Below are 25,685 nucleotides of genomic sequence, written 5' to 3' on the forward strand. Positions count from 1 at the left end.
CCGTCTTAGACCTTGGCCAGGTCCTGCTCGGTTTGCGGGGCCAGTCCAAAATCCTGGGGAAAGTGTTCCAGCGCGGACAGGACGGGATACGGGGTCATGCCGCCCAAGGCGCACAAAGACCCGGAGAACATGGTGTCGCACAGGTCGCGCAGCAGTTCGACATGGTTGTCCATATCTTCACGGCGGCGGATTTTCTGAATGGTCTCCACGCCACGCGTAGAGCCGATTCGACAGGGCGTGCATTTGCCACAGGATTCGATGGCACAGAACTCCATGGCGTACTGCGCCATGTGAGCCATGTCCACTGTGTCGTCAAAGGCCACCAGACCACCGTGACCGACCATGGCATTGATCTTCATGTAGGCTTCGTAGTCCAGCGGGACATCCCACTGGTGTTCAGGCAGGTAAGCGCCCAAGGGGCCACCGACCTGAACGGCACGCAAGGGACGACCGCTGGCGCTGCCGCCACCGTAGTCGTACAGCAGTTCACGCAAGGTGACGCCAAAGGCTTTTTCCACCAGGCCACCGTTTTGCAGATTGCCGGTCAACTGGAACGCCAAGGTGCCACGCGAACGGCCCATGCCGTAGTTCTGGTAGTAAGCACCGCCCTTGGCCAGAATCACCGGCACGGAAGCCAGCGACACCACGTTATTGATCACGGTAGGCTGACCGAACAAGCCTTTGATGGCGGGCAGAGGTGGCTTCACACGCACCATGCCGCGCTTGCCTTCCAGACTGTCGAGCAGGGCGGTTTCTTCGCCACAGATGTAGGCGCCGGCTGCTTTGCGCACTTCCAGGTCGAACTCGTAGCCGCTGCCCTGAATATTCTTGCCCAGCCAGCCCGCCGCGCGCGCTGCCTCAATGGCTTCGTTCAGCGCTTGCACGGCCAGCGGATATTCGGAGCGCACGTAGATGTAGCCATAGGTTGCGCCCACGGCCAGACCGGCAATCGTCATGCCTTCAATCAGGCACAGTGGGTCGCCTTCCATCAGCATGCGGTCAGAGAAGGTGCCCGAGTCGCCTTCGTCGGCATTACAGACAATGTATTTCTGCTGCGCCGGAGTGTTCAGTACCGTGTTCCATTTGATGCCGGTGGGGAAAGCCGCACCGCCACGACCACGCAGGCCGGAGTCGGTCACTTCTTTCACAATAGCGGCCGGCTCCATGGCCAGTGCTTTGCTCAAACCCTCAAAGCCACCACAGGCCTGATAATCGGCCACACTGACCGGATCAATAATGCCCACGCGGGCAAATGTCAGGCGTTCCTGGTTCTTCAGGTAGGGGATGGCGTCCGTCAGGCCGTGGCACAACTTATGTGTACCACCTTGCAGGAAACCGGCGTCAAACAGACCGGGCAAATCTTCAGTCTGGACAGGGCCATAAGCGACGCGGCCTGCTGCCGTTTGTACTTCCACCAGAGGTTCCAGCCAGAGCAAGCCGCGCGAGCCATTGCGCACGATCTGTATGTCCAGACCGCGCTCCTGAGCCTGGGCCGCCAGTTGCTGGGCAATCTCATGGGCGCCCATGGCGACCGCCGCGGTGTCGCGCGGAATGTAAACGGTGATGGTGCTCATGACTGGGCCTCCTGACTGCTTAGCAGGGCGTCCAGTTTTTCGGGGGTGACGCGGGCATGGGGAACGCCGTCCAGCATGACAGCGGGGGATTGGGCGCACAGGCCCAGGCAGTAGACGGGCTCCAGTGTGTACTGGCCGTCGTCGCTGTTTTCGTGGAAGTCGCAGTTCAGGCGGCGACGGGCATGAGCCGTCAGTTCCAGCCCGCCCCGCGCCTGACAGGCTTCAGCCCGGCAGATTTCCAGGGTATGAGTCGCGTGAGGCTGGGTGCGAAAGTGGGCGTAAAAAGAGATAACGCCATGGATTTCCGCCCGGGATAGAGCCAGTTGTTCGGCCAGCACCGGCACCACGGACTCGGGAATACAGGCAATCCGGTCCTGAATCGTGTGCAAAATAGGCAATAGGTTACCTTTCTGGCCGGCGTGCTCCTGCACGGCCTGTAAGGTGACCTCTTCAGGCGTCAGGCCGGACTGGTCCTGCTCCTGGTGATGAGGGGTTGTTTGCATGTCCTGTGTGCGCGGTGCCCGAGTAGGGAGCCTGCGCCTCCATGTTTTTTTATGCACAGCCGTGCATATTATTTGACAGTGTTTTCCCTTGTAATCTAACCACTTAAGTCCATAACTTCAATAAGCAATATTTCGCATATATAATGTTTGGTACATGCAGCACAAAACATAAATACGAAAATACACTGGTCGACAAAAACACATGACCAAACAGAAATTCAAAGCCCGGCTGCGCTCTGAATGGATTCTGGAAAATGCAGACGGCGTGGAACTCCTCATGGGGGATGTGCTGCGTCTGTTGGGTGCCATCGAGCGACTGGGGCACTTGGCGGGAGCCAGCAAGGAATGCCAGTTTTCTTACAGACATGCTTGGGGCTTGTTGCGCAATGCCGAACAACAGTTTGATGCCGCCTTGCTGGAAACGTCCCGGCGTAAAGGCACCAAGCTGACCGAGTTTGCCCAGCGTTTGCTATGGGCAAACCGGCGTCTGGATGCGCGTCTGACGCCGACCCTGGAGAGCATGGCCTCCGAACTGGAAGAGGAGCTGGGTCGCTTGTATGCTCAGCCTCTGGACCGTTTGCGCTTTCAGGCCAGTCACGGATTTGCGATTGAAGGCTTGATGCGCTTTGCCAACGAACACGAGGGCTTGCCGTTGGAACTGCGCTATCGCACGGCGATTGAAGCCTTGGCTTCGCTGGAGCGTGGAGACTGTGATCTGGCTGGTTTCCAGGTTCCGGTAGGCGAGTTCGAGGTGGCTGCCATGCGCCGTTATGGGCAATGGCTGTCACCGGCGCGTCACCGGCTGATTTTCCTGTCCACGCGCCGAACGGGCTTGTTTGTGGAAAAGGGCAACCCCAAGAACATCACGGGCATGGCGGATTTGCTACGGCCCGATGTGCGCTTTGTGAACCGTCAGATGGGTTCCAGTACACGCTTTCTGGCGACCCTCTTGTTGAGTCAGTTAGGGGTAAACACGAATGCGGTCCTGGGCTTTGAAACAACAGAATTGACGCATATGGCGGTGGCAGCCCATGTTGCCAGTGGCATGGCCGATACTGGCCTGGGTGTGGAAACAGCGGCCAGCCGATGCGGGCTGGAGTTTATTCCCCTGGCGCAGGAGCGTTACTTCATCGCGGTCGAGCAAGAAGCGCTGGATAAGGCTCCTATGCAGCAACTGATGAACGTGATTGGCGGTTCCGCGTATAGTCAATTCATGCAAGATCTGGTGGGTTATGACCCACGTGGTTTAGGGCAGATCATGACGCTGGAACAGGCATTCGGCCAGGCCGCCGACATGCTCTGGCGTTAGACCCCTTTGCTTGACGAAAACACACATACACCATGAGACGGGGCCAACCCTGTCCTTGAACGAAAGAGAACACCATGAGCGATGATCATGGGCCAACGTTTGAATCCCCGCCTGAAGGCGGGGGTTCGACCGGGCCACATCAAAAAGCGGCTCCTCCAGGCGTCGGGGCTTTGTCGTCGGGGCGGACTGACGCGGCGCCTGCTGGATCGGGGCTTGTACTGTCAGGCATTGAACAGGGGATTCAAACGAGTGCTGCTGAACCTGCGCGCCGTCCCACCGTGCGCATGGCGGCGGTGTCTGAGCAACCGTTGGACAAGCGCCACCGTCCGTTTCACGATCTGCGTATTTCTCTGACCGACAAGTGCAATTTTCGCTGTACCTACTGTATGCCCAGGGAAGTGTTTGGCACGGACTACGAGTTCCTGCCTCATTCTTCCCTGCTCAGCTTTGAAGAGATCGAGCGCGTGGCACGGCAGGCGGTTTCCCTGGGCGTGCGCAAGCTGCGCCTGACAGGTGGCGAGCCGCTCTTGCGTCGCAATATTGAAGTGCTGATTGCCATGCTGGCCAAGCTGCGCACACCGGAAGGTGATCCGGTAGAGCTGACTTTGACCACCAATGGCACCTTGTTGGGTCGCAAAGCTCAGGTGTTGAAAGACGCGGGCTTGAATCGTGTCACTGTCAGCCTGGATGCCTTGGACGATGCCCGCTTTACGCAACTCAGCGACAGCGGCGTGTCCGTGTCCACCGTGCTGGATGGCATTGCCAAGGCGCAGGCGGCAGGTTTGAGCCCGGTGAAGGTCAATATGGTGGTGCGTAAAGGCCTGAACGACGATCAGATTCTGCCCATGGTCGAGCACTTTAAAGGCTCCGGCCAGATTTTGCGCTTTATTGAATATATGGACGTGGGCACCAGCAATGGCTGGAATCTGGAAGAGGTCGTCAGCGGTGCGCAGATTGTGGAGCGTATCCAGTCCCGTTTCGCGCTGGAGCCGGTAGCGGCCCAATACCGTGGCGAAGTAGCCAGCCGCTGGCGTTTCAAGGATGGCACAGGAGAAGTGGGCGTGATTACCAGCGTGACGCAACCCTTCTGTGGGGACTGTTCACGCATGCGTCTTTCCCCGGAAGGACGTCTGTTTCTGTGTCTGTTTGCCTCTCAAGGTTATGATGTGCGGGCGCAATTGCGCTCGGGTGCTTCCGACGACCAGTTAGCCGCCTATATGCACGGTGTTTGGACGGGGCGGCAAGACCGATATTCCGAGATTCGGGGTGAGCACACCACGAGTCGTGACCGTATAGAAATGAGTTACATCGGCGGATGATAAGCACACAGGACATCAGCGGTATTGTGCTGGCAGGCGGACAGGCCCGGCGTTTTGATTTGTCGGGCCAGGTCGATAAAGGCTTGCTGCTTTTACAGGGCCAGCCTTTGGTTCAGCATCTGGTACGTCGCCTGCGCCCGCAGGTGGGGACTATCTTGATCAGTGCCAATCGCAATCCTGAACAGTATGTCCATTGGGGGCGGGTGGTGCCCGATGCGCTGGAGCTGGAAGGCTATCTGGGCCCCTTGGCCGGACTGGCCAGTGTGCTGAATCAGATTTCTACCCCGTGGGCCTTGTCCTGTCCCGTGGACTTGCCCTTTGTGCCAAAGGATCTGAGCAAGCGCTTGATCAAGGCTGTAGAAGAGCAGGGCGCCGTGGCTGCTTACGCGCAAGCTGAACGCAGCCATCCTCTTTGTCTGCTGCTGCGTACCGATCAGGCTGCTAGCCTGAAACAGTATCTGCTGAGCGGTGAACGCCGCGTCATGAACTGGTTGGAAAGCATAGCTGCGGTGGCAGTGGACTTTCGCGATGCACCGGAACATGCTTTTTTCAATATCAATACGCCGCAGGATCTGGATCAGGCACAAAGCTGGTAAGCCGGTTGTGGTGCTTTCGTCGCACCAGTAAATAGCATCAAATAAACAGCACAAAAAGCCGTCCTGGATCAGGGCGGCTTTTTTTATGGCGAAGCCAAGGCTGGAGTGGCAGCGCTCAAGCCTGCCATTGGCTGTATTCATACAGACGCACCACATCGCCGGGGGAGACATGGGAGTCGGCAGGGATGCGGGCCAGTGCCTGCGCCCAGGGCAGGGAGCTGATCACGCCCGAACCCTGATTATTGAATGGCCGCGCCAGCAGGCGGCCTTGTTCGTCGCTATCCACTTGTACTCGGATGAACTCTTCGCGGTCACCTTCAAAGTGGCGCTCGCCTTGCAAAATGCCGTAGCGAATCGCAGGCAGTACTTGATGGCGGCCTTGCAGGCGACGAATCAGCGGTGACACCATCAAGGAAAACACCGCGTAAGAGGACACCGGATTGCCGGGTAGGCAGACCAGGGGCTTGTTGTCTATGTACGCCAGTGCCAGCGGTTTGCCGGGCTTCATGCGCACTTTCCACAGATCTAGCTGACCGCCTATCCCTTCGATGGCAGGCTTTACAAAGTCCTTTTCACCGACCGAGACACCGCCTACGGTCAGCACCAGATCGCAGCGTTGCAGTAGTGCTTTCAGGGCATCCTGAATGGCTTCCAGTGTATCTTTGGCATGGACAGCATGGACTGTTTCAACCCCTAGTGCTTGAAGCTGTGCACGCAGCATGGGGGCGTTGGAGTTGTAGATCTGGCCGGTTTTCAGTGGCTGACCGGCGGGGGTCAGTTCGTCACCTGTGGTCAGAATACCCACTGTCAGGCGAGGGTAGACCTGTAGCTGAGCGTGGCCTTGCGCAGCCAGTTGGGCAATATGGGCTGCTGTCAGCTTGGTGCCTGTGGTGATCAGCACCTCACCGATGCGCATGTCTTCACCACGGCGGCGGATGTTCACGCCTGCCACGGGCATTTCCAGAATGCGCACGCCCTGTTCGTCTTCCTGGCAGTTCTCCTGAATCACCACGGTATCGGCACCGGGCGGCAGCATGCTGCCGGTAAAGATGCGAATCGCCATGTTCTCTTGCAGCGTTTCAGGAATATCGCCGGCATAGCAGCGTTGCTGAATGGGCAATACCTTGCCATCGGCAATATCAGCCAAGCGCAGGGCATAGCCGTCCATGGCGCTATTGTCAGCGGGCGGCATGTCCAACTGGGCGTGAATATCCTGGGCCAGAATACGTCCCAAGGCTTGCGACAAGTCGCAGGTCTCGATTTGGGTGGGAACTTGCCCTGCCTGGGCCAGCCTTTGCTGTGCTACGTCAAATTCGATCATAGGATGGATAAATTCGATAAAACAATTCGTGGCTCAGGGCGTCAGAGCACGGTGGAAAGGAGGTCGTTCCGGAGCAGCCACTGCCATGCCTTTGCAGGCATCAGGACTTGGCTGGCTCCAGATATTCAGAGGCAAAATTGCACGGGCGATGACGGCTGTCCAGTTGTTCTTTCAGGATTTTTTCCCAGGCTAGTTTGCAGGCACCGCCCGAGCCGGGAATGCAGAACAGCAAGGTCCGGTTGGCCGTTCCAGCCAGCGCATCGGATTGCAAGGCCGAGGAGCCAATATCCTGATAGGACAGGTAGCGGAACTGTTCGCCAAAGCCGGTAATGACCTGATCGAGCAAAGGTGTGACTGCGGCAATCGTGGATTTTTTATGGCTGAAACCCGTACCGCCATTGCAGATGATGACGTTGATTTCCGGGTTCAGAATCCATTGGCTGAGCAGGGCGCGAATGGCGTAGATATTGTCTTTGCTGATGGCGCGCTGTACGCAGTAATGGCCGCTTTCTGTCAGGCTGGCCGCCAGATACTCGCCGGAGGTGTCATCGTCTGGGCCTCGTCGGTCCGAGATGGTCAGCACTGCGGCGTTCAGGCGGACGGCGGGTAAATCGGTCTTGGCTTTAGACATGCTTGTCGGTGTCCGCAGAGGTATTCCAGGTGTTAGTTTTCTGGGTGTCGCTGTCGCGCTGCTGTACCCAGAAACGTTTGCCGTCAGCCAGGGTTTCGCGCTTCCAGAAAGGAGCGCGGGTTTTCAGCACGTCCATGATAAATTCGCAGGCACGAAAAGCATCGCCCCGGTGGGCGCTGGTCACGCCAACATAAACGATTTGTTCGGTCAGATGCAGCTCGCCCACACGGTGTACGACCAGCGTATCCAAAATGGGCCAGCGTTGGCGGGCCTGATCGCAAACCGCTTCGATCTCGCGCTCGCACATGCCAGGGTAGTGTTCCAGGAACAGGGATTCGGTGGCAGTGCCATCGACCTGATCGCGCACATAGCCGGTAAAGGTCACCATGGCACCGGCCTTGCCGCCAGCCGTGGTACGCAGTTCGGCGTTCAGGGTGGCAACATCAAAATCTTCGGTCTGGATGCGAATCATCTCAACCTCCGGTGACGGGCTCGAACACAGCCACTTCATCGCCGGGTCGGACAGGGTCGGTGGGTTTGGCGTGAAACTGGTTCACCGCCACATGCAGGCGGCCTGCCATATCGCTCAAATTCGGGTGGCGTTGCAGTAGGGCCTCAGTCCATTGCTGGACGGTGCCTTCCTGGGGCCATTCCCAGTTTTCCTGGCGTTGGCCTGTGCGTTCGGCCACTTGGGCGAAGTACAGGACGCGCAATGTTAAAGGGCTTGTCATGCTATCTCCGTGAAAGGGCTTAGGCAAAAGCTGTCCAGGTCCCGCTTTTGCCGCCGGTTTTCTCCAGCAAACGGGTCTGTTCAATCACAATGCCTTTGTCGGCCGCTTTGCACATATCGTAAATGGTCAGGGCGGCAATGGAGCAGGCCGTCATGGCTTCCATCTCAACGCCAGTGGTATAGCGGGTGCGGCAGGTAGCCAGCACCGCAATGGTGCCCGCCGCCGCATCACTTTCAAAATCAATGCCGACAAAATCCAGGGGCAGGCTGTGGCACATGGGTATCAGTTCGGCACAGCGTTTGGCGGCCAGCACACCTGCCACACGGGCGGTGTTGAGCACTTCGCCCTTGGCATTGTGCTGGGCTGACAGCAGTTGATAGGCAGCCGGGCTCAAACGTACCACGGCGCGGGCAGTGGCAGAACGGGATGTCGCCGATTTGTGGCTGACATCGACCATCTGAACTTTGCCATCTTCATCCAGATGGGAAAGGTGCAAATCGGTGTTTTCGGTAGTGGTGCTCATGATCGCTCCGGGGACCGGGCCTAGTGCGCGGTTCTAATAGTTTATGGCTGCATTATATACACCCGCCCCGGTAGCTTTGACTAAGGCCCCGGCGGGTTGCGGTCTTCCCGCAGGCGGGCTGGGTCCAGTAGTCGGGCCAGCTCGATCAGCGTGCGGGCCTGCATCTTTTCCAGTGCTCGGGCACGGTGTACCTCCACCGTGCGCATGGTGATGTTCAGGTCCTGGGCAATCTGCTTGTTCAGTCTCCCCTCCAGCGCCAGGGCCAACACTTCACGTTCGCGCTGAGACAGAGTATCCAGCCGTTGCTCCAAAGCCTGCTCGTGGTCTCGTGCTTCCTGGCTGGCCTCGTAGTTGCGCAGCACCTCCAGCACGCGGTCCACCAGATCGTTATCGTTAAAAGGCTTTTCGATGAAATCTGCCGCGCCTTGTTTCAGCGCGGTCACGGCCAGGGGCAGGTCGCCGTGGCCGGTCAGGAAAATAACGGGCAGGCAGGACTGGCGCTGGCGCAATTGCTCGAACACTTCCAGGCCGGACAGGCCATCCATGCGTATGTCGAGCAGAATGCAGCCTTGGGTTTCGGGGCCAAGCGCATTGAGAAAGGCCTCGCCGCATTCCCAGCGTTCGGTATTGACCTGACGGGTAGCAAAGAGCCAGGACAGGGCATCGCGGATGGCCGGGTCGTCGTCCACGATGTGGACCAAAGGGGCGTGCTTAGTCATGTTCGATCAAGGGTAAGGAAAACAGGAAGGTGGCACCGTGGGGAACCCCGTTTTCAAACCAGAGTTTGCCATGGTGCAGCTCCACAATGGAGCGGCAAATATTCAGACCAATGCCCAGGCCCTGAGCTTTGGTGGTGGTAAAGGCCTGGAACACCTCGGCCATGATCGTTGCTGCTACACCGGGGCCTTGGTCGGCTACCATCACCAGCACCACACCGTTGCTGGCCTGCATGGTCACTTCCAGTACCCGGCGTTCCGGCTCCAGGCCGGACATGGCTTCGGCAGCATTACGCAGCAGGTTGAAAATCAGTTGTTCCAGCAGCACCTTGTCACCCATCACGGGCAGGTTCTCGGGGTGAGAGGGCACGATCAATTGAATCTGATGATGACGCAGGCCCGCCTTGGCCATGGCCAAGGCGCCTTGCAAGGCATCTGGCAAATTCAGGGGGCTGAGCTGCGGATCGCGTTTGCGTACAAAGTCGTGAATGCGGTGGATGATCTGCCCGGCACGGCGTGTTTGTTCGGCCAGACTTTCCAGGCCACGACGCAGCAGTTTCGGATCCAGTGGTTCATTACCCAGCAGGTTCAGGGAGCCGGCCGCATAGCTGGCAATGGCCGATAGCGGCTGGTTCAGTTCATGGGCCAGCGTGGAGGCCATCTCGCCCATGGTGATGAGTTTGGCCGTGTGGTGCAATTGTTCGGACTGTGAGCTGGCCAGGGCTTCGGCCTGCTTGCGCGAGCTGATGTCAATGATGGAACTGATCCAGCCCACATGCTGTTTCTGGGCGTCAATCAGCGGGGATTCAAAGACCTGTACATCGACGCGCGAGCCGTCCGGACGTTGGAACAGCGTGTCAAAGACCTGCACGGAGCGGGAGGACTTCAGGCGGTCCCGGCGCTCCAGCGTTTCATCCATCATCTCCGGCACCCACCAGGGCATGGGCGGTGCCAGACCAATAATTTCTTCGCTGCTGCGACCGACCAGTTCGCAAAACGCCGGGTTCACATACAGCACCTTGCCGTCCAGATCGCGGGCGCGCATGCCGGTCACCATGGAGTTCTCGATGGCACTGCGAAAGGCTTGTTCCTGCCTCAAGGCCAGCTCGGCATCACGGCGTTTGCGTGCGTAGTGATGTTGCATGGCCAGGTTCACCACAGCCAGTAAAGCCAGACCGGCAATGACGGTCAGCAGCAAGGTGAAGGTGGGAATGTTTTTTTGCGGATAGGGTGTCATCAGCAAACGCACGCCATGCAAAGGCGGGTCTACCGACATGGCGTAACGTAATTCGCTTTGCCCCGGCTCGCCTTTGGAGCGTGTGGCCAGCGTCTGATCGCCCTGGTCGATCAGGGAGACGTGATACTGCTCGGCGATCCACCAGGGCACGTTTTCCATCAGAATGGTGGCCAGGGAAAAGGTGGCGCGCAAGGTGCCGACAATCTCGTTGTCCTCGTAAATGGGCACCACCAGATCCAGCACACTTTCCTGGTGCTCATTGGAGTAGTAGGCAGGTAACCAGGTGGACGTGCGAGGCGTGCTGACGTGGGCCGCAATTCGGGTGTCGGCACCGGGAGGGCGCACCAGCAAAGTGGTGCCAAAGCGATCTTGTACCGCGACTTTGAGCAGATCGGGGTGAATGGTTTTGAAGTGCTGTAACTGTGTCAGTGCCGTCTGGGTGGTGGCGGGCCGGGAGTGAACTTCAATTTCACTGGCAATGCGGCTTAAATTGTTCTCGTGCGAGCGCAATTGAAAGGACAGGGACTGCTCCACCCACAGGGCATTGCGTATCAGCTCGTTGGATTGCTCCTCATGGCGCTCCTTGCTGACTGCCCAGGCAAACACGCCCATCAGCAGCACAATAATCAGAATGGCCAAAATAGGCACATAGGTGCTGATCGGGTGGGCGGCCAGGGTGCGTGAGGCAGCCTGGCGCATGAATCCGGACGGACGGGCAAGACGCATCATGACAAAAGGTTTCGGATTTCCACAATAGATAATTCGGGACTGCTTTTTTAAGCTACACGCTTTCAAGCACATCAATCAATAAAACGTGTCGGTTCCCCACCGACCGGAGGCAAACATGAAAAAGACCCTTGTGGCCAGCTTGCTGGCGTCCGTATTCCTGTCCGCGCCTGTTCTGGCCAACCCCATGATCATCAAGTTCAGCCACGTTGTGTCGCCAGACACACCCAAGGGCAAGGGTGCTGTGCGCTTTAAGGAACTGGCCGAAAAATACACCGAGGGCAAGGTCGTTGTCGAAGTCTACCCGAACTCGCAACTGTACAAAGACAAGGAAGAACTCGAAGCCCTGCAACTGGGCGCGGTACACATGCTGGCCCCATCGCTGGCCAAGTTCGGTCCTTTGGGCGTACGTGAATTTGAGGTGTTCGATCTGCCCTTCATCTTCAATGACCGCAACGATCTGCGTAAGGTCACCGAAGGGCCTGTGGGCCGCATGCTGCTGGACAAACTGGAGCCCAAGGGCATCAAGGGCCTGGCTTACTGGGACAACGGTTTTAAGGTCATGAGCGCCAATACGCCCCTGAAAAGCGTGGACGATTTCCTGGGCCTGAAGATGCGTATTCAGTCCTCCAAAGTTCTGGAAGCTCAGTTCAAGGCACTGGATGCCGTGCCTCAGGTGATGGCGTTCTCTGAGGTGTACCAGGCCCTGCAAACCGGTGTGGTCGATGGCACCGAGAACCCGCCGTCCAATATGTACACCCAGAAAATGCATGAAGTGCAAAAGCACGCCACCGTGTCCAATCACGGTTATCTGGGCTATGCCGTGATTGTGAACAAGAAGTTCTGGGAAGGTCTGCCTGACGATATCCGCCAAGGCATGGAAAAGGCCATGGCCGAAGCCACGGTTTACGCCAACGATATTGCCGAGCAAGAGAACAACGATTCCATGAAGGCTATGCAAGAGTCCGGCAAGACTCAGTTCTATCAGTTGAGCGATGCCGAGCGTCAGGAGTGGGTCAAGCAACTGCATCCTGTTCATAAGGAAATGGCATCTCGTATCGGCCAGGACGTGATCGATGCCTTTTACAAGGCGACCGAATAAAGTCGGTTTTCTCCGCTTATCTTGTACAGGTCTGTTTCAGACCTGCTCCGTTTTTCTTCCCGCTACTGCGCTGCGCCTGCCCGTGATCCGGGTGGGCCCGCTGTAGTCTGGAGCTACCCATGTTCTTACGTATTCTGGACCGCTTTGAGGAGGCGTTCATCTCGCTTCTCATGGTGGCCGCCGTGGTGATTATTTTCGTAGCGGTCTGCCAGCGTTACTCGGTCAGCATGCTGGCTGATCTGGTGTCCTGGTCGCGGGCCCAGGGTTACGAATCCGTGATGGCGATGGCTCGTTCAAGCTATCGCAGTGTGGCTGGCATCAATTTGCTCTGGGCGCAGGAGCTGTGTATTTACCTGTTTGTCTGGATGGCCAAGTTTGGTGCCGCATACGGCGTACGCGTGGGTATCCACGTGGGTGTGGACGTGCTGGTTAACGCGGTAGGGCCGCGTTGGCGCCATCTGCTGGTGGTGATTTCCCTGTTCGCCGGTGCCTTGTTTACCGCCATGGTTGCCTGGATTGGCGGCAGCTTTGTCTACGACATTGCCCATACAGCTCAAGTGTCGGCTGACCTGGAAGTGCCTGTCTGGATTGTGTATCTGGCGGTGCCTGCGGGTTCCCTGCTGATGTGTTTTCGTTTCCTGCAAGCCTTGATGAATTTCATTCGGACTGGCCAGTTGCCCCATCACGAGCCTGCGGCTGATCTGATCGCTGAAACAGAGCGCGGTGTGTCTGAATCCGAAGGAGCGCGCGCATGACCGCCCTGATTATTTTTGCCTTGCTGGCTATCCTGCTGTTGACGGGCATGCCCGTGTCGATTGCCCTGGGTCTGACGGTGATGGGGTTCCTGTTCACCATGACAGACGTGCCCATGGACAGTATTGCTCTGAAGCTGTTTACCGGCATCGAGAAGTTCGAGATCATGGCGATTCCGTTCTTCATTCTGGCCGGTAGCTTCCTGACGCACGGTGGGGTCGCGCAGCGCATGATTCGCTTTGCGGCCTCCATGGTGGGCCATTTACCCGGCGGCATGGGCTTGGCAGCGGTACTGGCTTGCGCCTTGTTTGCCTCGATCAGTGGTTCTTCGCCAGCTACTGTGGCGGCCATTGGGTCGATCATGATTCCGGCGATGGTCAAACAAGGCTATCCCGCACAGTTCGGAACCGGCATTGTGGCTACCTCTGGTGGTCTGGGTATCTTGCTGCCACCTTCAATTGTGATGGTGATGTACGCGGTGGCTACCAGCGGCATGATGGTCGAAGGCCCGGATGGTGCCAAAGTAGGCACCGCCTCGATTGGTCAGCTATTTATTGCAGGTGTGGTGCCGGGCTTGATCTTGGCGCTTGCCCTGGGTGCGACCACCATGTTCCGCGCCTGGAAAATGAACTACCCCCGTATGCCGCGTGCTTCTTACAAAGAGCGCTGGCGTGCCTTCATGGATTCCATCTGGGGGTTGATGCTGATCGTTATTGTGATGGGGGGGATTTACTCCGGTGTGTTCACGCCGACCGAAGCTGCCGCCATCAGTGCCGTGTACGCTTTTGTGATTGCGGTCTGGGTCTACAAGGATGTGAAGCTGCGCGAGGTAAAACGCATTGTGCTGGAGTCGGCGGCCATGAGTGCCATGCTGCTGTACATCATCACGAACGCGGTCATGTTTGCCTTCATTTTGACCTCCGAGCAGATTCCACAAGCGATTGCCGAATGGATTGTGTCGCAAGGGATGGGGCTGATTGCCTTCTTGCTGTTCGTCAATGTCTTGTTACTGGTGATCGGTATGGTTATGGAGCCATCGGGGCTGATCCTGATCATGGCCCCCATTTTGTTCCCGGTTGCCATGAAGCTGGGCATGGACCCGGTTCACTTCGGCATTATGATGGTGGTGAATATGGAGATCGGGCTGGCGACGCCGCCGGTTGGCTTGAATCTGTATGTGGCGTCCAGCATATCGAAGCTGGGCCTGACCGAAGTGACCAAGTCCACCATGCCGTGGTTGCTGACGGGCCTGGCCTTCCTCTTGATGATTACCTTCATTCCAGGAATTACGCTTTGGCTGCCCCGCATGATGGGATGGCTGTAGAGGTCCTGATCGCTATCGGCGAGCAGGGCAAGGTGAGCCCATGATGGGGCAGTACGGCTGTATGCAATCGGCGTAAAACGTGAATCACCTGGAAGGCCGGGCAAAAAGCCCGGCCTTTTTTTGTGGGTGAGTGTTTTGGTGCTGACAGATTTTTTTGCTGTATGGACTGTATTTTTTGAGTGCCGGGACTGGCTGCTTCCAGCATCCACCAAAGGTTGCTGCCTACGTGTGCTGGTCTGATTGTCTTTCAGCGCTGAATAGTTTTTCTTGGCTGTGTAGGCAAATGAAACGTACTGATAAGTATTATTTGTCTATCAGACACGCTAGTCTATTAGTATCATAGTTTGATCGGGCCGCCATACTGGCGGTGTTTATTCATACGGAGACCTTATGTCCATTTCAGTCGGTGAGCGCGTTCCAGACGCGACCCTTAGTGAGTACATTGAAACCGCCACAGAAAGTTGCCCGATGGGCCCCAATAACTTTCAGGTGGCTGATCTGGTTAAAGGCAAGAAAATTGCCGTGTTTGCCGTCCCTGGCGCTTTCACTCCCACCTGCTCCGAGCAGCACTTGCCTGGCTTTGTCGCCAAGGCAGATGAGTTCAAGGCTGCTGGTGTGGATGAAATCTGGTGCGTGTCTGTGAACGATGCTTTCGTGATGGGTGCATGGGGTAAGTCCCTGAATGTCAATGGCAAAGTGCGCTTGTTGGCTGACGGCAGTGCGGTCTGGACCAAGAAACTGGGTCTGGAGTTTGATCTGACGGCCAAAGGTCTGGGCGTTCGTTCCAAGCGTTTTTCCGCCTTGCTCGATGATGGCGTTGTTAAACAATTGAACATTGAGAACGACGGAGGCCTGCATACGTCGGATGCAGATACTCTGCTCAAACAGGTACAGTCTTAAGTATCTGACCCTGCGCCAGTCCGGCCAGGCGTGGGAGTGAAAGCTTACAAAGCGCTGGCTGCAAGCTGGCGCTTTTTTTACCGTGCTTTTGTCGTGGCACCCCGGCTGGAGTGTGGGGGATAGCCAGAGTAAGCACGGTGCTGCTGTTTTTTTAGGATGTGTGAATGCTGTCATCGGTGGGTGCGTTTTCGTCCCTGTACTTTGCGACCCTGATGCTCTTGCTCAGCTCGGGCCTATTCAACACCTTCATGGGGGTGCGCCTGACGGCCATCTCCGTGTCAGAGGTATGGATTGGTGGGCTGATTGCGGTGTATTACCTGGGCCTGGTATTTGGTGCTCGTATGGGCCATCGCCTGATCATGGGCGTGGGCCATATTCGTGCGTACGCCGCCAGTGCTGCCATTGTCACCATCTGTGTGCTGGTGCAGATTCTGATCGACTCCATGTATGTCTGGCTGCTGTTGCGTTTTTTGGCGGGCGCAGCGATGGTAGTGCAGTTCATGGGTATTGAAAGCTGGCTTAACGAGCAAAGCGACAATAGCCAGCGCGGTACAATTTTTGCCATTTACATGGTGTTCTCCAGTCTGGGCACGGTGTTGGGACAGTTGTCGTTAACGCTGTTCCCGCATCTGAATTACGAACCCCTGGTTTTTGTGGCGATCTGTTCGGCCTTCAGTCTTGTGCCGGTGGCGATTACCCGTCGCAGTCATCCGCCTTTGCAAGTCCCCGCACCCATTAATGCGCGTTACTACGTAGACCGCGTGCCCTTGTCCTTGATGGTGCTGCTGGTGGCTGGCATGTTGACCGGGGCCTTCTACGGGCTGGCCCCGGTATATGCGGTGCGTGTCCATTTAAGTAGTGAGCAGGCGGCCTTGTTTGTTGCGGTGTCGGTGGCAGCCGGGGTGTTGGCTCAGTGGCCGGTAGGCTGGTTGGCAGATCGCATGAATCGCGTCAAGCTGATCCGCATCAATGCAATCTGTTTGCTGGTCTTGGCTATTCCCTTGTGGGGCTGGTTCGAGGCACCGTTCTGGTTCTTGCTGGTTTTTTCCGCGCTGTTCGGGATTCTGCAATTTACGCTCTACCCCTTGGGGGCGGCGTTTGCCAACGATAACGTGGACCCAGAGCGGCGGGTCGGGTTGAGCGCCATCCTGTACATGGTGTATGGCTTGGGGGCCTGTTTGGGGCCGCTGCTTGCCGGCGGCCTGATGACTTACATCGGCAGCAACCTGTACTACATTTTCGTGGCGGCCTGTGGTTTGGCACTGGTCCTGTTGGTTCGTCCGCAAAAGGTGCTGGGCGATCACTTGAGCCAGGATGCGCCAACCAACTTTGTGCCTATGCCCGATAGCTTGCAAAGCTCGGCTGCGGCGGTGGCATTGGATCCTCGGGTCGATATCAGTTCTGACGTGTCACACGACCCGGTGTTCGAGGATCTGCCCCCGGTTGAGGAGCGCGTGCCTGCGACAACGGAAAGTACTGCGGTAGAGCGCCAGGCGGAGGATGAGGCCGTAGAAGCGACACTTGCCGAGGACGACAAGAGGGTTAATCCTGTTGCGGGAAGTTCCGGAGGCTTGGATGATTCTGGGAACCCGGCAGATGTGGATAGCTCGGGCGGTGCGCAAGAGGCAGAGAGCAAGCGGAAACCGTCAGGTCCAGCTCCGTAAACAGTCGACAGAATCGAGCCTGTTTTCGTGGCGCTTTACGACCATGATTCACTCAAAAAAACCCAGGCCAGGCCTGGGTTTTTTTCTTTGCCCGGATCTTAAATCTGGAATTCAAGCCCGTTAGATTTAGCTTCAAGCTCAATCTTGCCAGCCAGAATATCCTGCTGCCGCGCTGCACTACGCAGGCGTGTATGAGATACGCCTGGGACTGTTTAACGTGGAATCAGGGCCACGATCGCGCCTATTGCCAGGGCAACCCCCACTACATTGAGGGCGCTGAGTTTTTCTTTGAAGAAGCCCGCTCCAACAATGGCCCCCAAGGCAATGACGCCAATATTCATGGCCGAGAACACCAGGGTGGGGTTTTCCGGGAAGATTTGGTGGGCGCGGATGTAAAAGAAAATATTTCCGAAGTTCAGCAGGCCTAGTACCAGACCAGCCAAGAGACTGCCTTTGTGCCAACTGGTGCGCTTGGCCAGCAGCCAGCACAGCATCAGCACTCCTGCCAAGGAGAAGGACACCACCAGACTGCTGGAGAAAGCGGCGCCGGCTTTGGAGAGCTGCTTGAACATGATGTCGATCACGCCATAGCCCAGCCAGACCGCCAGCAGCATCAGGGCCGGATGTCCGGAACCCGCGTCCTGCTTACTGGTTTGGTGGGGACGTATCAGCAAGCACAGCAGGGCGGTCAGGGCCAAGCCTATGCCCAATAGTTTCTGTCCGCCCAGATGCTCGCCAAACAGCAGAAAGGCCGCCAGCAAGGGGATGAACAGAGACAGGCGTTGGGCGGCATCGCTCAATACAATACCGGCCTGGCGTACGGCTGCCGCCATGAACAGAAAGACACTAGGCAAAAGCACGCCCAAGGCAATCAGAATCCACCAGGGTGTGGCGGGATTGAGCAGGCTGCTGGGGTGTGGTTGCAGCAAGACCAGGCTTAAGGTTACTGCCACGCCGTAGTTGACCATGATGGCCTGGGCGACATCGATCTGCCGCTGGCGGGCAACTTTGAGCAGAATGGAAACAGCAACACTGCACAGAATACTGGCGATCAAAGTGAGCATATTAAAGGGCCTCGACCATCGCGCGTGGACGGGTTTGTTCCAAAGACAAAGGAGGTTCGGACAGTGTGGTTTTGGCCGCTTCCAGTTGCAGGCGGGCAAACAGATCCTGGTCCGCTACAAACTGCGGGTTGCCGGTGGTCAGCAATTGCTCGCCATAGAAAATGGAATTGGCCCCCGCCATAAAGCACAGGGCCTGTGTGCTGTCATCCATGGTTTCGCGGCCCGCTGACAGGCGCACGGCGCTGGTGGGCATGAGGATACGTGCAATGGCGATAGTGCGTACAAACTCGAAGGGGTCCAGGTCATCGACCTGATCGAGCGGTGTGCCTGGCACTTTTACCAATTGGTTGATGGGCACGGACTCGGGGTAGGGGCGCATATTGGCCAACTGGGCCAGCAGGCCGGCACGCTCGCGGCGACTTTCGCCCATGCCAATGATCCCGCCACAGCAACTGTTCAAGCCGGCTGCACGTACGCGCTCCAGCGTGTCCAGGCGGTCCTGGTAGGTGCGTGTGCTGATGATCTGGCCATAGAACTCGGGAGAGGTGTCCAGGTTGTGATTGTAGTAATCCAGCCCAGCCTCTTTTAGGCGTTCGGCCTGACCGTCTTTCAGCATGCCCAAAGTGACACAGGTTTCCAGCCCCATCGCTTTGACGGCACTGACCATATCAATGACTTGGTCCAACTGCTTTTCTGTAGGGGAACGCCAGGCGGCACCCATGCAAAAACGCTGTGCGCCCTGTGCCTGGGCCGCGCGGGCCGCCTCCAGTACCTGCTCCAGAGGCATCAAGGGTTCGGGTTCCAGCTCGGTCTGGTATTTGGAGGATTGCGGGCAGTAGGAGCAATCCTCGGGACAGGCGCCAGTCTTGATGGACAGCAGGCTGGAGAGCTGGATTTGATTGGCGGGGTGGTGCTGTCTATGTACGCTTTGCGCCTGGAATACGAGATCCATAAAGGGCAGTTCGTAAAGCTCCATGATGCGACGAATTGTCCAGGGCGCGGGGTTATTTACAGACATGGCAGGCTACCTTATTCAGTGACGCGGCTATGCTAGGTGCTCTGCCTGTGAAAGACGACTTCTGTCCCTGCTTGGGCGTGACGGTTTTCCCTCTTCAGAGGCTTTTTTCAGTGATAATTAAGCGAAATTGTTGCTAACTTCGCTTAATTGATATGCCTGATCGCGATACAAATTGTTTCTTGGTCAGTGTTTGCAAAATGTTTCTGTTGCTGGTTTAGTACCTGATTAGCGTGGTTTCCACCTTTTTATTCGCAGTAAACTGACCGGTGATTTTGCGAAAGGATAAACATGCACGTGTTCGAGCGCCGCATCACGGTGGAGTGGGGTGATTGCGATGAGGCCGGGATTGTTTTTTATCCCAACTATTTTTACTGGTTTGATTGCACGTATCAGGCGTGGCTGCGGCAGGCTGGTTTGAGCCAGCGTGTCTTGCGACAAGAATACGATGCCGTAACCCCGTTGGTGGATGTCGGTGCCAACTTCCGCGCACCTGTTACCTATGACCGCGAAATTCGCGTTTGTGTGCATGTGACCCAATGGCTGGAGCGGCGTTTCAAGCTTGAATATCAAGTCTTCAATATGGATGGTGTGCTGGTAGCAACTGGCCACGAGTGGCGTGCCTGGGCGCGGGTCTTGCCGGAGGGGCGGCTGAAAGGAGCTGCCATTGCCGATGGTTTCCGTCAGCGTCTAGAAGGGAGCAGGGCTGTTTAAATCAGCCTGATTGCAGACAGGCAGTCGCTGCTGCACGTGGTGCAACTGTGGTTTGCCATTGGTCGGGATATAGACAAAAGCCAATTGCTTGAACAGGCGTGCTTGCCAGCGCGCTTGTTGCAGACTGATGTCCAATACCAGCAAGCTGGGTTCATCCGGCCATTTACCTTTGGGGTCCAGGTTCACGGCGGGCCACCAATGAAGATCCTGTTTTTGCAAATCGCGTAGCAGGGTTTCCTGAACGGCATCGTTAAAGGCGCGGCTGCAAATTTGGGCGCCTGGATTGCAGGCGGTCAAAATCGCTGCGCCACGACTGTTTTCTTGTTCCAGCAATTGATTCAGAGTGCGGTTGAGCTGGCCGATGCGCACGTCTATATCGCCCTGAGGGCTGTGTACTCGGTAAATTGCCTTCTCGAAAGCGTGAGACAGGGCGGCGGGCAAGTTGTTCGGTGTAGACATAAGCTAACTGGCGTCGTTCTGTTCTCCAGGCCCACAAGACTGGCCGTGGGACACATGGTTTTTCCCTCACAAACCCCCGTCCGTGGGCAAAAAATGCTCCCTTTTGTGGGGGCGGCTGGCAGGCGGTATGCCTGCCTCGCGTGCGGGGTTCGGTCCAAACCATGCATCCATTATTTACATAGTTTCAGCCTTCAAGCAAGTGATGAGACGCGTGGGTCCTGGATTCGATTCCAGATCGAATACAAGCTGGGTAAAAACAGGAGGGTCAGGATGGTGCCAATCGCCGTGCCACCGATCAGCGTCAGGGCCATGGAGCCCCAGAACACGGAGAAGGACAGCGGGATGAAGGCCAGTACCGCCGCCAGCGCCGTCAGAATAACGGGGCGGGCACGCTGTACGGTGGCCTCGATTACGGCGTCGTAGGGCGAGGCACCCTCGGCCCGGTTGGTCTTGATCTGCTCAATCAAAATCAAGGTATTGCGCATCAAAATCCCCGCCAGACCGATCAGCCCCAGAATCGCGGTAAAACCAAAGGGCTGCTGGAAAATCAGCAAGGCAGGTACGCTGCCGATCAGGCCCAAGGGGGCCGTCAGGAACACCATGATCATGTTCGATAGCGAACGCACTTGAATCACGATAACCAGCAGCATCAGCGCAATCATGACCGGGAAAACGGGCAGCAGCGCGTCGTTGGATTTCTTGGCCTCGGCGGTAATGCCGCTCATCTCGATCAGGTAGCCAGGGGGCAGGGAAGCTTGCAAGGAGGCAAACTTCTTCATCACTCGGTTGGCGACCTCTGCCGGTTGTACGTGAGGAGCAATATCACCCCGTACCGTCATGGTAGGCAGGCGGTTGCGACGTGCCAGCTTGGGTTCTTCCTGCATGATTTCCAGCTTGCCGACTTGCTCCAAAGGTAGATTCTGGCCCTGATCATTCATGACGGTCAGGCCGGACAGGCGAGTGGGATCATGGCGGTTGACGGCCGAGCTGCGCGCTACGACCAGTACATTACGTAAATCCTCGCGGTATTCCGCAACCGTTGCGCCGTCCAGTTGCAACTGGATTTGTTCTGCCAGACTCTGACGATTCAGGCCTAGTGCCTGCAGGCGTTGAGGGTCTACATTTAGCTTTAAGACGGGCACACGCGAACCCCAATCCACGTTCACCTGACGCATGTCCTTGTCGGCACGCATAATCGTCATGGCCTGCTCGGAAATATCGCGTAGCGTGTCCAGGTCGGGGCCGCGCACCAGAAACTCCACGGGGTATTTGGTGGATGGGCCGAACACCAGTTGCGTTGCGCGCACTCGCGCTTCTGGCGTCAAACCATCGGCCACCACCTGGCGAAAGCGTTGCAGCAGAGCATCGCGGTCGTGATAATCGGCGGTCAGCACCACCAGACGGGCAAAAGAAGGGTCGGGCAGTTCTGGGTTGTAGGACAGAAAGAAGCGCGGTGCGCCTTGCCCGGTATAGCTGGTCACCAGCTTGGTCTCGGGCTGCTCGCGCAACCAACTCTCGACCTGGCGAGTAACGGCCTGCGTGGACTGAATGCTGCTGCCTTCAGGCAACTGCACTTCTACCAGCAGCTCGGGCCGATCGGAGGTGGGGAAGAATTGCTGTTTGACGAAACCCATGCCTACAACTGCCAGCACGAAGGCACCCACCACAATGCCGGCCACCAGAAACTTGTGGTGTACCGACCAGGCAATCATGCGGCGCAGACGCTTGTAGTTGGGGGTGTCATAAATGGCTTGGTGACCGCCTGGACGGGCAGGAATGGCGGGCAGCAGTTTCACGCCCATATAGGGAGTGAAAGCCACGGCAACCAGCCAGGAAGTCAGTAGGGCGGCGGCCAGAATCCAGAAGATATTGCCCGCGTATTCTCCAGCAGAGGAACGGGCAAAACCCACTGGCAGGAAGCCGATGATCGTCACCAGGGTGCCGGACAGCATGGGTGCAGCCGTATGGTTCCAGGCATAGGCAGCGGCTTTCAGGCGGTCCATGCCTTCTTCCATTTTGACGATCATGATCTCGATCGCAATAATGGCGTCGTCCACCAGCAGGCCCAGCGAGATAATCAGCGCACCCAGCGTCACCCGGTCAAACACCTTGCCCGTCATCATCATGATGACGAACACCATGGCCAGCGTCAGGGGGACGGCTGCTGCCACCACAATTCCCACACGCCAGCCCATGCTGATCAGACACACCAGCAGCACGACGCTGAGTGCTGCGAAGAACTTGAACATGAACTCGCCCACGGCCGAAGCAATGTTCACCGACTGGTTGGTCACGGTCTCCAGCGAGAAACCCAGAGGCAGGGCAGCGGCAATATCTTCCCGTGCCTTTTCCAGATCCTTGCCCAGATACAGGCCGTTGTAGCCCTCCTGCATCACGACATCCAGCAGCATGGCAAATTGGGCGTTGTGATGAATCTCGAAGCTGGGCGGGTCCTCGTAACCCCGGCTGACTGTGGCAATATCGCCCAGTCGCAAGGTGTGACCTTGTACGTAGATATAGGTATTGCTGATGGCCTCTATATCATCCAGTCCGGCACTGAGGCGAAGATGAATGCGTGGTCCATCGGTGCTGACCGCACCACTGGCGGTCATGGCGCTGCGTTTGGACAAGGCTTCCAGGATCTGTTGAGGATTCAGTTGCAGATTGTGCAACTTGGCCTCGTCCAGATCGACAAAGATGCGCTCGCTTTGCTCGCCCAGAATGTTGACTTTCTTGACGCCGGGAACCTGCAGCAACTGGCTGCGTACCTTCTCGGCTTCGCGAGTCAGTAATCGCGGTGGCAAGCCTGGGGCTTGCAGGGCGAACAGGCTAAAGGACACGTCCGAGTATTCATCGTTCACGAAGGGGCCTTGCACGCCTTTGGGCAGACGTGGAGCTTGATCTTGCAGCTTTTTGCGTAGTTGATAAAACTCGCTTTGGACGTCCGCCGGCGGCATGGTGTCTTTCAAGGTCACGACCATCAGGGCTGTGCCAGGGCGGGTAACCGTCTCTACCCTGTCAAACCAGCGCAGCTCCTGCATGCGTTTTTCCATGGGTTCGGCCACGAGATCCTGCATTTCCTGAGCCGTCGCTCCGGGCCACATGGCAGTGACCGTCAGCACTTTTACGGTAAACGCCGGGTCTTCGGCTCGTCCCAGTTTCACGAAGGAGTAAATGCCGGAGGCTGCCAGAGCAATGATCAGGAACAGTGTGATGGCCCGTTCGCGCACGGCCAATGCTGAAAGATTGAAGCGGCCTGTCATGGTTTGGCCCCGCGCATTTCTGGGCGTACTTCCTGGCCTTCGTGCAGTAGATTGGCACCCAGGGCCACAATGGCTGTACCGGTTTCAGGGCCTTTGGAGAGGTAGGCGTACTCTTGGGCCAGTTTGGCAATCGTCACAGGCTGCCAGTGCACGGTTTTCTGATTATCAATGACCCATACGCCGGGGCCTTTGCCCGCATCGTAAATGGCGGTCAGTGGCACCTGATTCAAGGCGTCTGCATCGGGAGGTGTCAAATGCACGATGGCGCTGGAGCCTAGTCGGGCAGTGACGTTCTCACCCTCGAAGGAAAAGCGGGCCTGATAGCTGCGAGTGGCGGGGTCAGAGGATTGTGCCAACTCACGCAGTTGGGCGGGCAGGCTTTCCTGGGAGTCAGTCAGCTCGATCGTGGCGCGGGTGCCCAGTGGAAGATCCCATTGTTCTGGCAAACTGACGATGACATCACGTGGGCCGTCCTGGGCCAGGCGCAGCACGGCTTGCCCCGCACTGACTACCTGACCGACATCAGCCAACTGGGCGGTAATGATGCCGCTGGCCTCAGCCTTCAGGGAACTGTACTGGCCTGCGTTGCGGGCAAGGTCAGCCTGTGCTTGCGCTGACTTCAAGTTCGCCTGGGCGCTGCGTAGCGCTTGTCTGCTTTGCTCATGGGCCTGACGGGAGACACCCCCCTGATCGACAAGCAGGGATAAACGCTTGTAGTCTGACTGGGCTTGTTCTGCCTGAGCTTGGGCCGCCTGCACGGCAGCCAGACGAGCACGATGATCCAGTTGCAGATCCTTGGGATCCAGAGTCATCAAGAGCTGACCCTTTTTTACATGCTCGCCGTTTTGGACCTGGCGCGTATCAATCTTGCCGCCTACCCGAAATGCCAGCGGGCTCTCGATTCGCGCGCTAACCAAGCCCAGGAAACGCCGCTGCTGATCGGCCTTGGGCGCAACAACACTTTGAATTACCAAAGGAGCCTGAGTGCGAGGGTCTGCCTCTTGGGTCTGCTGACTACACCCCATCAGTACAAGGGCGGCAGACAAACTTAAAACGGGGCTAAGAGAGCGGAAAAGAGCCATGCAGGACTCCGGGTAAGTAAAGAGTTGGATGAACTGTAACTTGGGATTTGATGCTCAGGGCATCAGGCTGCGCAGGATTAGCTGGGTGACCACCAGCAAGCCTTGACGGGTTTTTTCAGGGGGGTGTATTTCTAGCAAGACGGGGTGCAGGCAGGCGGTCAAGGCAAATAAGATGCCTTGGACCACTTCGTCCAGGGGAGTACGACGCTCAAAGTCGCCACTTTCCCGACCCGCACGCACCAGTGCGGTAATTTGGGTTAGCAAATCCTCTCTGTGCTGGTTGACTGTGGCCCAGTTGTTTTGCAGAGCCTCAATCACCACCTCTTGCATGCGGCCTTCCCGCAAGAACAGCTCCAGGCTTAGATTGCAGGCGGTTTCAATGAAATGGCGCAGGCGTTCAATAGGCGGTAAATCGCCTTCAACAATTTGCTGCAGTTGCACGTGCATGCCATTGAGCACGGAATGACAAATTGCTTGGCCAATGGCCTGTTTGGAGTCGAAAAAACGATAAAGATAGGCGCTGGATACGCCTATGGACTTGGCCAGGCTGGCAACCGAGGTCTTGCGATATCCGTAGAGCCGGAAATGAGCATTGGCCTGCTCAATAATCTGTTCGCGGCGATGGTGCTCGGTCGGGCCTCGCTGGCCCAAGGTGCTGGCGGACATGGAAGTTGAATGTTGAAGTAACGATAACGCAATACATTAACTTCCTTGCGTCTCAGGGGCAAGATAATTGCGTGCCTGAAACCACGAATTGACTGTTTGGTCGCGGAGGGGTTGGTGGTTGGGGTGCCGCGTCCGGCTACGCTGCAACGCGCTTGTGGATTGGCGAGAAAGAAGGTGAGGAACCTGCTGAATGTCAGCAGAGCTATCTGGCTTTCTGGGGGTCCGTTGAGCGTGCCAGCTATAGAGGATCGAGATCTGATAATGGACCAGAGCTGCCATTTTGAGGTGTGCCTGGTGCTGAAGCTAGGTAACTTGAGTAGCGGGCATGAAAAAAGCCTGATAGATCGAAATCTATCAGGCTTTTTGAATTCTTTGGCGGAGCGGACGGGACTCGAACCCGCGACCCCCGGCGTGACAGGCCGGTATTCTAACCAACTGAACTACCGCTCCGCAGCGGTTGCCAAGCAAAAGCTTTGGCGTCCCCTAGGGGATT

Annotated in this window: 24 protein-coding genes and 1 tRNA gene; 9 read left to right on the forward strand and 16 right to left on the reverse strand. The window is 57.1% G+C overall.

Annotated features, from left to right (window positions below; genetic code table 11):
- Positions 1-5: 5 nt before the first annotated feature.
- Both AB7E06_RS15230 and AB7E06_RS15235 read right to left on the reverse strand, forming a co-directional pair.
- Positions 6-1,574 carry a formate dehydrogenase beta subunit gene (locus AB7E06_RS15230; protein WP_395029086.1) on the reverse strand — a complete coding sequence of 523 codons (1,569 nt, stop codon included), beginning with the start codon at positions 1,572-1,574 and terminating at the stop codon, positions 6-8.
- On the reverse strand, positions 1,571-2,077 hold the full coding sequence (locus tag AB7E06_RS15235) for a formate dehydrogenase subunit gamma (RefSeq protein ID WP_094195656.1): 507 nt from the start codon (positions 2,075-2,077) through the stop codon (positions 1,571-1,573). Before AB7E06_RS15235 ends, AB7E06_RS15230 begins: the two co-directional genes overlap by 4 nt.
- 202 nt (positions 2,078-2,279) lie before the next feature.
- Here AB7E06_RS15235 and AB7E06_RS15240 point away from each other — a divergent pair, with 202 nt between their 5' ends.
- The 3 genes from AB7E06_RS15240 to mobA all read left to right on the forward strand — a co-directional run bounded on the left by AB7E06_RS15240 (position 2,280) and on the right by mobA (position 5,301).
- Entirely contained in the window at positions 2,280-3,386 is a 1,107-nt protein-coding gene (locus AB7E06_RS15240) for a substrate-binding domain-containing protein (RefSeq protein ID WP_427957483.1), read from the forward strand.
- Positions 3,387-3,670: 284 nt separating this feature from the next.
- Positions 3,671-4,705 (forward strand): GTP 3',8-cyclase MoaA, encoded by a 1,035-nt coding sequence (moaA, locus tag AB7E06_RS15245; RefSeq protein ID WP_249494420.1) that lies wholly within the window; start codon positions 3,671-3,673, stop codon positions 4,703-4,705.
- A complete protein-coding gene (mobA, locus tag AB7E06_RS15250; protein WP_376913426.1) occupies positions 4,702-5,301 on the forward strand; it encodes a molybdenum cofactor guanylyltransferase MobA in 600 nt (199 codons plus the stop codon). The genes moaA and mobA overlap by 4 nt, the downstream gene beginning before the upstream one ends.
- Before the next feature lie 115 nt (positions 5,302-5,416).
- Here mobA and AB7E06_RS15255 read toward each other — a convergent pair whose 3' ends face one another.
- From AB7E06_RS15255 to AB7E06_RS15285, 7 genes are all read right to left on the reverse strand, one after another.
- Positions 5,417-6,622 carry a molybdopterin molybdotransferase MoeA gene (locus tag AB7E06_RS15255; protein WP_376913428.1) on the reverse strand — a complete coding sequence of 402 codons (1,206 nt, stop codon included), beginning with the start codon at positions 6,620-6,622 and terminating at the stop codon, positions 5,417-5,419.
- A 100-nt stretch (positions 6,623-6,722) separates the two neighbouring features.
- Positions 6,723-7,253, reverse strand: a complete 531-nt coding sequence (gene moaB / locus AB7E06_RS15260) for a molybdenum cofactor biosynthesis protein B (protein ID WP_427957486.1) — start codon at positions 7,251-7,253, stop codon at positions 6,723-6,725.
- Positions 7,246-7,725, reverse strand: coding sequence for a molybdenum cofactor biosynthesis protein MoaE (locus tag AB7E06_RS15265; RefSeq protein ID WP_427957487.1), 480 nt, complete (start codon positions 7,723-7,725; stop codon positions 7,246-7,248). Before AB7E06_RS15265 ends, moaB begins: the two co-directional genes overlap by 8 nt.
- Before the next feature lies 1 nt (position 7,726).
- A complete protein-coding gene (moaD, locus tag AB7E06_RS15270) occupies positions 7,727-7,984 on the reverse strand; it encodes a molybdopterin converting factor subunit 1 (RefSeq protein ID WP_009463873.1) in 258 nt (85 codons plus the stop codon).
- 19 nt (positions 7,985-8,003) lie between these two features.
- Positions 8,004-8,507 carry a cyclic pyranopterin monophosphate synthase MoaC gene (gene moaC, locus AB7E06_RS15275; protein WP_094195661.1) on the reverse strand — a complete coding sequence of 168 codons (504 nt, stop codon included), beginning with the start codon at positions 8,505-8,507 and terminating at the stop codon, positions 8,004-8,006.
- Positions 8,508-8,587: 80 nt separating this feature from the next.
- Entirely contained in the window at positions 8,588-9,226 is a 639-nt protein-coding gene (locus AB7E06_RS15280; protein WP_094195662.1) for a response regulator transcription factor, read from the reverse strand.
- Positions 9,219-11,189 carry a PAS domain S-box protein gene (locus AB7E06_RS15285; protein WP_427957490.1) on the reverse strand — a complete coding sequence of 657 codons (1,971 nt, stop codon included), beginning with the start codon at positions 11,187-11,189 and terminating at the stop codon, positions 9,219-9,221. Before AB7E06_RS15285 ends, AB7E06_RS15280 begins: the two co-directional genes overlap by 8 nt.
- Before the next feature lie 115 nt (positions 11,190-11,304).
- Between AB7E06_RS15285 and AB7E06_RS15290 the strand changes: the two genes are divergently transcribed.
- The 5 genes from AB7E06_RS15290 to AB7E06_RS15310 all read left to right on the forward strand — a co-directional run bounded on the left by AB7E06_RS15290 (position 11,305) and on the right by AB7E06_RS15310 (position 16,929).
- Positions 11,305-12,288: a TRAP transporter substrate-binding protein gene (locus AB7E06_RS15290; protein ID WP_094195664.1), complete on the forward strand. Its 984-nt coding sequence runs from the start codon at positions 11,305-11,307 to the stop codon at positions 12,286-12,288.
- A gap of 119 nt (positions 12,289-12,407) precedes the next feature.
- Complete coding sequence (locus tag AB7E06_RS15295; protein ID WP_427957492.1) at positions 12,408-13,043, forward strand: TRAP transporter small permease; 636 nt, start codon at positions 12,408-12,410, stop codon at positions 13,041-13,043.
- Positions 13,040-14,365: a TRAP transporter large permease gene (locus tag AB7E06_RS15300; RefSeq protein WP_094195666.1), complete on the forward strand. Its 1,326-nt coding sequence runs from the start codon at positions 13,040-13,042 to the stop codon at positions 14,363-14,365. The genes AB7E06_RS15295 and AB7E06_RS15300 overlap by 4 nt, the downstream gene beginning before the upstream one ends.
- Positions 14,366-14,755: 390 nt before the next feature.
- A complete protein-coding gene (locus tag AB7E06_RS15305; RefSeq protein WP_094195667.1) occupies positions 14,756-15,265 on the forward strand; it encodes a peroxiredoxin in 510 nt (169 codons plus the stop codon).
- 164 nt (positions 15,266-15,429) lie between these two features.
- Positions 15,430-16,929, forward strand: coding sequence for an MFS transporter (locus AB7E06_RS15310; RefSeq protein WP_427957495.1), 1,500 nt, complete (start codon positions 15,430-15,432; stop codon positions 16,927-16,929).
- A gap of 212 nt (positions 16,930-17,141) precedes the next feature.
- Here the strand turns inward: AB7E06_RS15310 and AB7E06_RS15315 are convergent, their stop codons facing one another.
- Together AB7E06_RS15315 and bioB are read right to left on the reverse strand one after the other, a co-directional pair.
- Positions 17,142-17,993: a hypothetical protein gene (locus AB7E06_RS15315; protein WP_094195669.1), complete on the reverse strand. Its 852-nt coding sequence runs from the start codon at positions 17,991-17,993 to the stop codon at positions 17,142-17,144.
- Between the two features lies 1 nt (position 17,994).
- Complete coding sequence (gene bioB / locus AB7E06_RS15320) at positions 17,995-19,011, reverse strand: biotin synthase BioB (protein ID WP_094195670.1); 1,017 nt, start codon at positions 19,009-19,011, stop codon at positions 17,995-17,997.
- Between the two features lie 288 nt (positions 19,012-19,299).
- On the opposite strand from bioB, the gene AB7E06_RS15325 reads away from it, so the two are divergent.
- Positions 19,300-19,722, forward strand: a complete 423-nt coding sequence (locus tag AB7E06_RS15325; RefSeq protein ID WP_094195671.1) for an acyl-CoA thioesterase — start codon at positions 19,300-19,302, stop codon at positions 19,720-19,722.
- Here AB7E06_RS15325 and AB7E06_RS15330 read toward each other — a convergent pair.
- The 5 genes from AB7E06_RS15330 to AB7E06_RS15350 form a co-directional block, all read right to left on the reverse strand.
- Positions 19,699-20,181 carry a DUF3293 domain-containing protein gene (locus AB7E06_RS15330; RefSeq protein WP_427957498.1) on the reverse strand — a complete coding sequence of 161 codons (483 nt, stop codon included), beginning with the start codon at positions 20,179-20,181 and terminating at the stop codon, positions 19,699-19,701. The genes AB7E06_RS15325 and AB7E06_RS15330 overlap by 24 nt on opposite strands.
- A gap of 191 nt (positions 20,182-20,372) precedes the next feature.
- On the reverse strand, positions 20,373-23,444 hold the full coding sequence (locus tag AB7E06_RS15335) for an efflux RND transporter permease subunit (RefSeq protein WP_427957500.1): 3,072 nt from the start codon (positions 23,442-23,444) through the stop codon (positions 20,373-20,375).
- Entirely contained in the window at positions 23,441-24,526 is a 1,086-nt protein-coding gene (locus AB7E06_RS15340) for an efflux RND transporter periplasmic adaptor subunit (RefSeq protein WP_094195674.1), read from the reverse strand. Before AB7E06_RS15340 ends, AB7E06_RS15335 begins: the two co-directional genes overlap by 4 nt.
- Positions 24,527-24,580: 54 nt before the next feature.
- Entirely contained in the window at positions 24,581-25,192 is a 612-nt protein-coding gene (locus AB7E06_RS15345; RefSeq protein ID WP_094195675.1) for a TetR/AcrR family transcriptional regulator, read from the reverse strand.
- A gap of 373 nt (positions 25,193-25,565) precedes the next feature.
- Positions 25,566-25,642: transfer RNA gene (locus AB7E06_RS15350), tRNA-Asp, on the reverse strand.
- Positions 25,643-25,685 lie beyond the last annotated feature (43 nt).

The organism is Alcaligenes sp. (assembly GCF_050255915.1).
Taxonomy (GTDB): Bacteria; Pseudomonadota; Gammaproteobacteria; order Burkholderiales; family Burkholderiaceae_B; genus Alcaligenes; species Alcaligenes aquatilis.

Excerpts from the sequence above, each read along its gene's own strand:
- AB7E06_RS15230 (WP_395029086.1), bottom strand. The coding sequence starts at position 1,574 with ATGAGCACCATCACCGTTTACATTCCGCGCGACACCGCGGCGGTCGCC.
- AB7E06_RS15235 (WP_094195656.1), bottom strand. The coding sequence starts at position 2,077 with ATGCAAACAACCCCTCATCACCAGGAGCAGGACCAGTCCGGCCTGACG.
- AB7E06_RS15240 (WP_427957483.1), top strand. The coding sequence starts at position 2,280 with ATGACCAAACAGAAATTCAAAGCCCGGCTGCGCTCTGAATGGATTCTG.
- moaA (WP_249494420.1), top strand. The coding sequence starts at position 3,671 with ATGGCGGCGGTGTCTGAGCAACCGTTGGACAAGCGCCACCGTCCGTTT.
- mobA (WP_376913426.1), top strand. The coding sequence starts at position 4,702 with ATGATAAGCACACAGGACATCAGCGGTATTGTGCTGGCAGGCGGACAG.
- AB7E06_RS15255 (WP_376913428.1), bottom strand. The coding sequence starts at position 6,622 with ATGATCGAATTTGACGTAGCACAGCAAAGGCTGGCCCAGGCAGGGCAA.
- moaB (WP_427957486.1), bottom strand. The coding sequence starts at position 7,253 with ATGTCTAAAGCCAAGACCGATTTACCCGCCGTCCGCCTGAACGCCGCA.
- AB7E06_RS15265 (WP_427957487.1), bottom strand. The coding sequence starts at position 7,725 with ATGATTCGCATCCAGACCGAAGATTTTGATGTTGCCACCCTGAACGCC.
- moaD (WP_009463873.1), bottom strand. The coding sequence starts at position 7,984 with ATGACAAGCCCTTTAACATTGCGCGTCCTGTACTTCGCCCAAGTGGCC.
- moaC (WP_094195661.1), bottom strand. The coding sequence starts at position 8,507 with ATGAGCACCACTACCGAAAACACCGATTTGCACCTTTCCCATCTGGAT.
- AB7E06_RS15280 (WP_094195662.1), bottom strand. The coding sequence starts at position 9,226 with ATGACTAAGCACGCCCCTTTGGTCCACATCGTGGACGACGACCCGGCC.
- AB7E06_RS15285 (WP_427957490.1), bottom strand. The coding sequence starts at position 11,189 with ATGATGCGTCTTGCCCGTCCGTCCGGATTCATGCGCCAGGCTGCCTCA.
- AB7E06_RS15290 (WP_094195664.1), top strand. The coding sequence starts at position 11,305 with ATGAAAAAGACCCTTGTGGCCAGCTTGCTGGCGTCCGTATTCCTGTCC.
- AB7E06_RS15295 (WP_427957492.1), top strand. The coding sequence starts at position 12,408 with ATGTTCTTACGTATTCTGGACCGCTTTGAGGAGGCGTTCATCTCGCTT.
- AB7E06_RS15300 (WP_094195666.1), top strand. The coding sequence starts at position 13,040 with ATGACCGCCCTGATTATTTTTGCCTTGCTGGCTATCCTGCTGTTGACG.
- AB7E06_RS15305 (WP_094195667.1), top strand. The coding sequence starts at position 14,756 with ATGTCCATTTCAGTCGGTGAGCGCGTTCCAGACGCGACCCTTAGTGAG.
- AB7E06_RS15310 (WP_427957495.1), top strand. The coding sequence starts at position 15,430 with ATGCTGTCATCGGTGGGTGCGTTTTCGTCCCTGTACTTTGCGACCCTG.
- AB7E06_RS15315 (WP_094195669.1), bottom strand. The coding sequence starts at position 17,993 with ATGCTCACTTTGATCGCCAGTATTCTGTGCAGTGTTGCTGTTTCCATT.
- bioB (WP_094195670.1), bottom strand. The coding sequence starts at position 19,011 with ATGTCTGTAAATAACCCCGCGCCCTGGACAATTCGTCGCATCATGGAG.
- AB7E06_RS15325 (WP_094195671.1), top strand. The coding sequence starts at position 19,300 with ATGCACGTGTTCGAGCGCCGCATCACGGTGGAGTGGGGTGATTGCGAT.
- AB7E06_RS15330 (WP_427957498.1), bottom strand. The coding sequence starts at position 20,181 with ATGTCTACACCGAACAACTTGCCCGCCGCCCTGTCTCACGCTTTCGAG.
- AB7E06_RS15335 (WP_427957500.1), bottom strand. The coding sequence starts at position 23,444 with ATGACAGGCCGCTTCAATCTTTCAGCATTGGCCGTGCGCGAACGGGCC.
- AB7E06_RS15340 (WP_094195674.1), bottom strand. The coding sequence starts at position 24,526 with ATGGCTCTTTTCCGCTCTCTTAGCCCCGTTTTAAGTTTGTCTGCCGCC.
- AB7E06_RS15345 (WP_094195675.1), bottom strand. The coding sequence starts at position 25,192 with ATGTCCGCCAGCACCTTGGGCCAGCGAGGCCCGACCGAGCACCATCGC.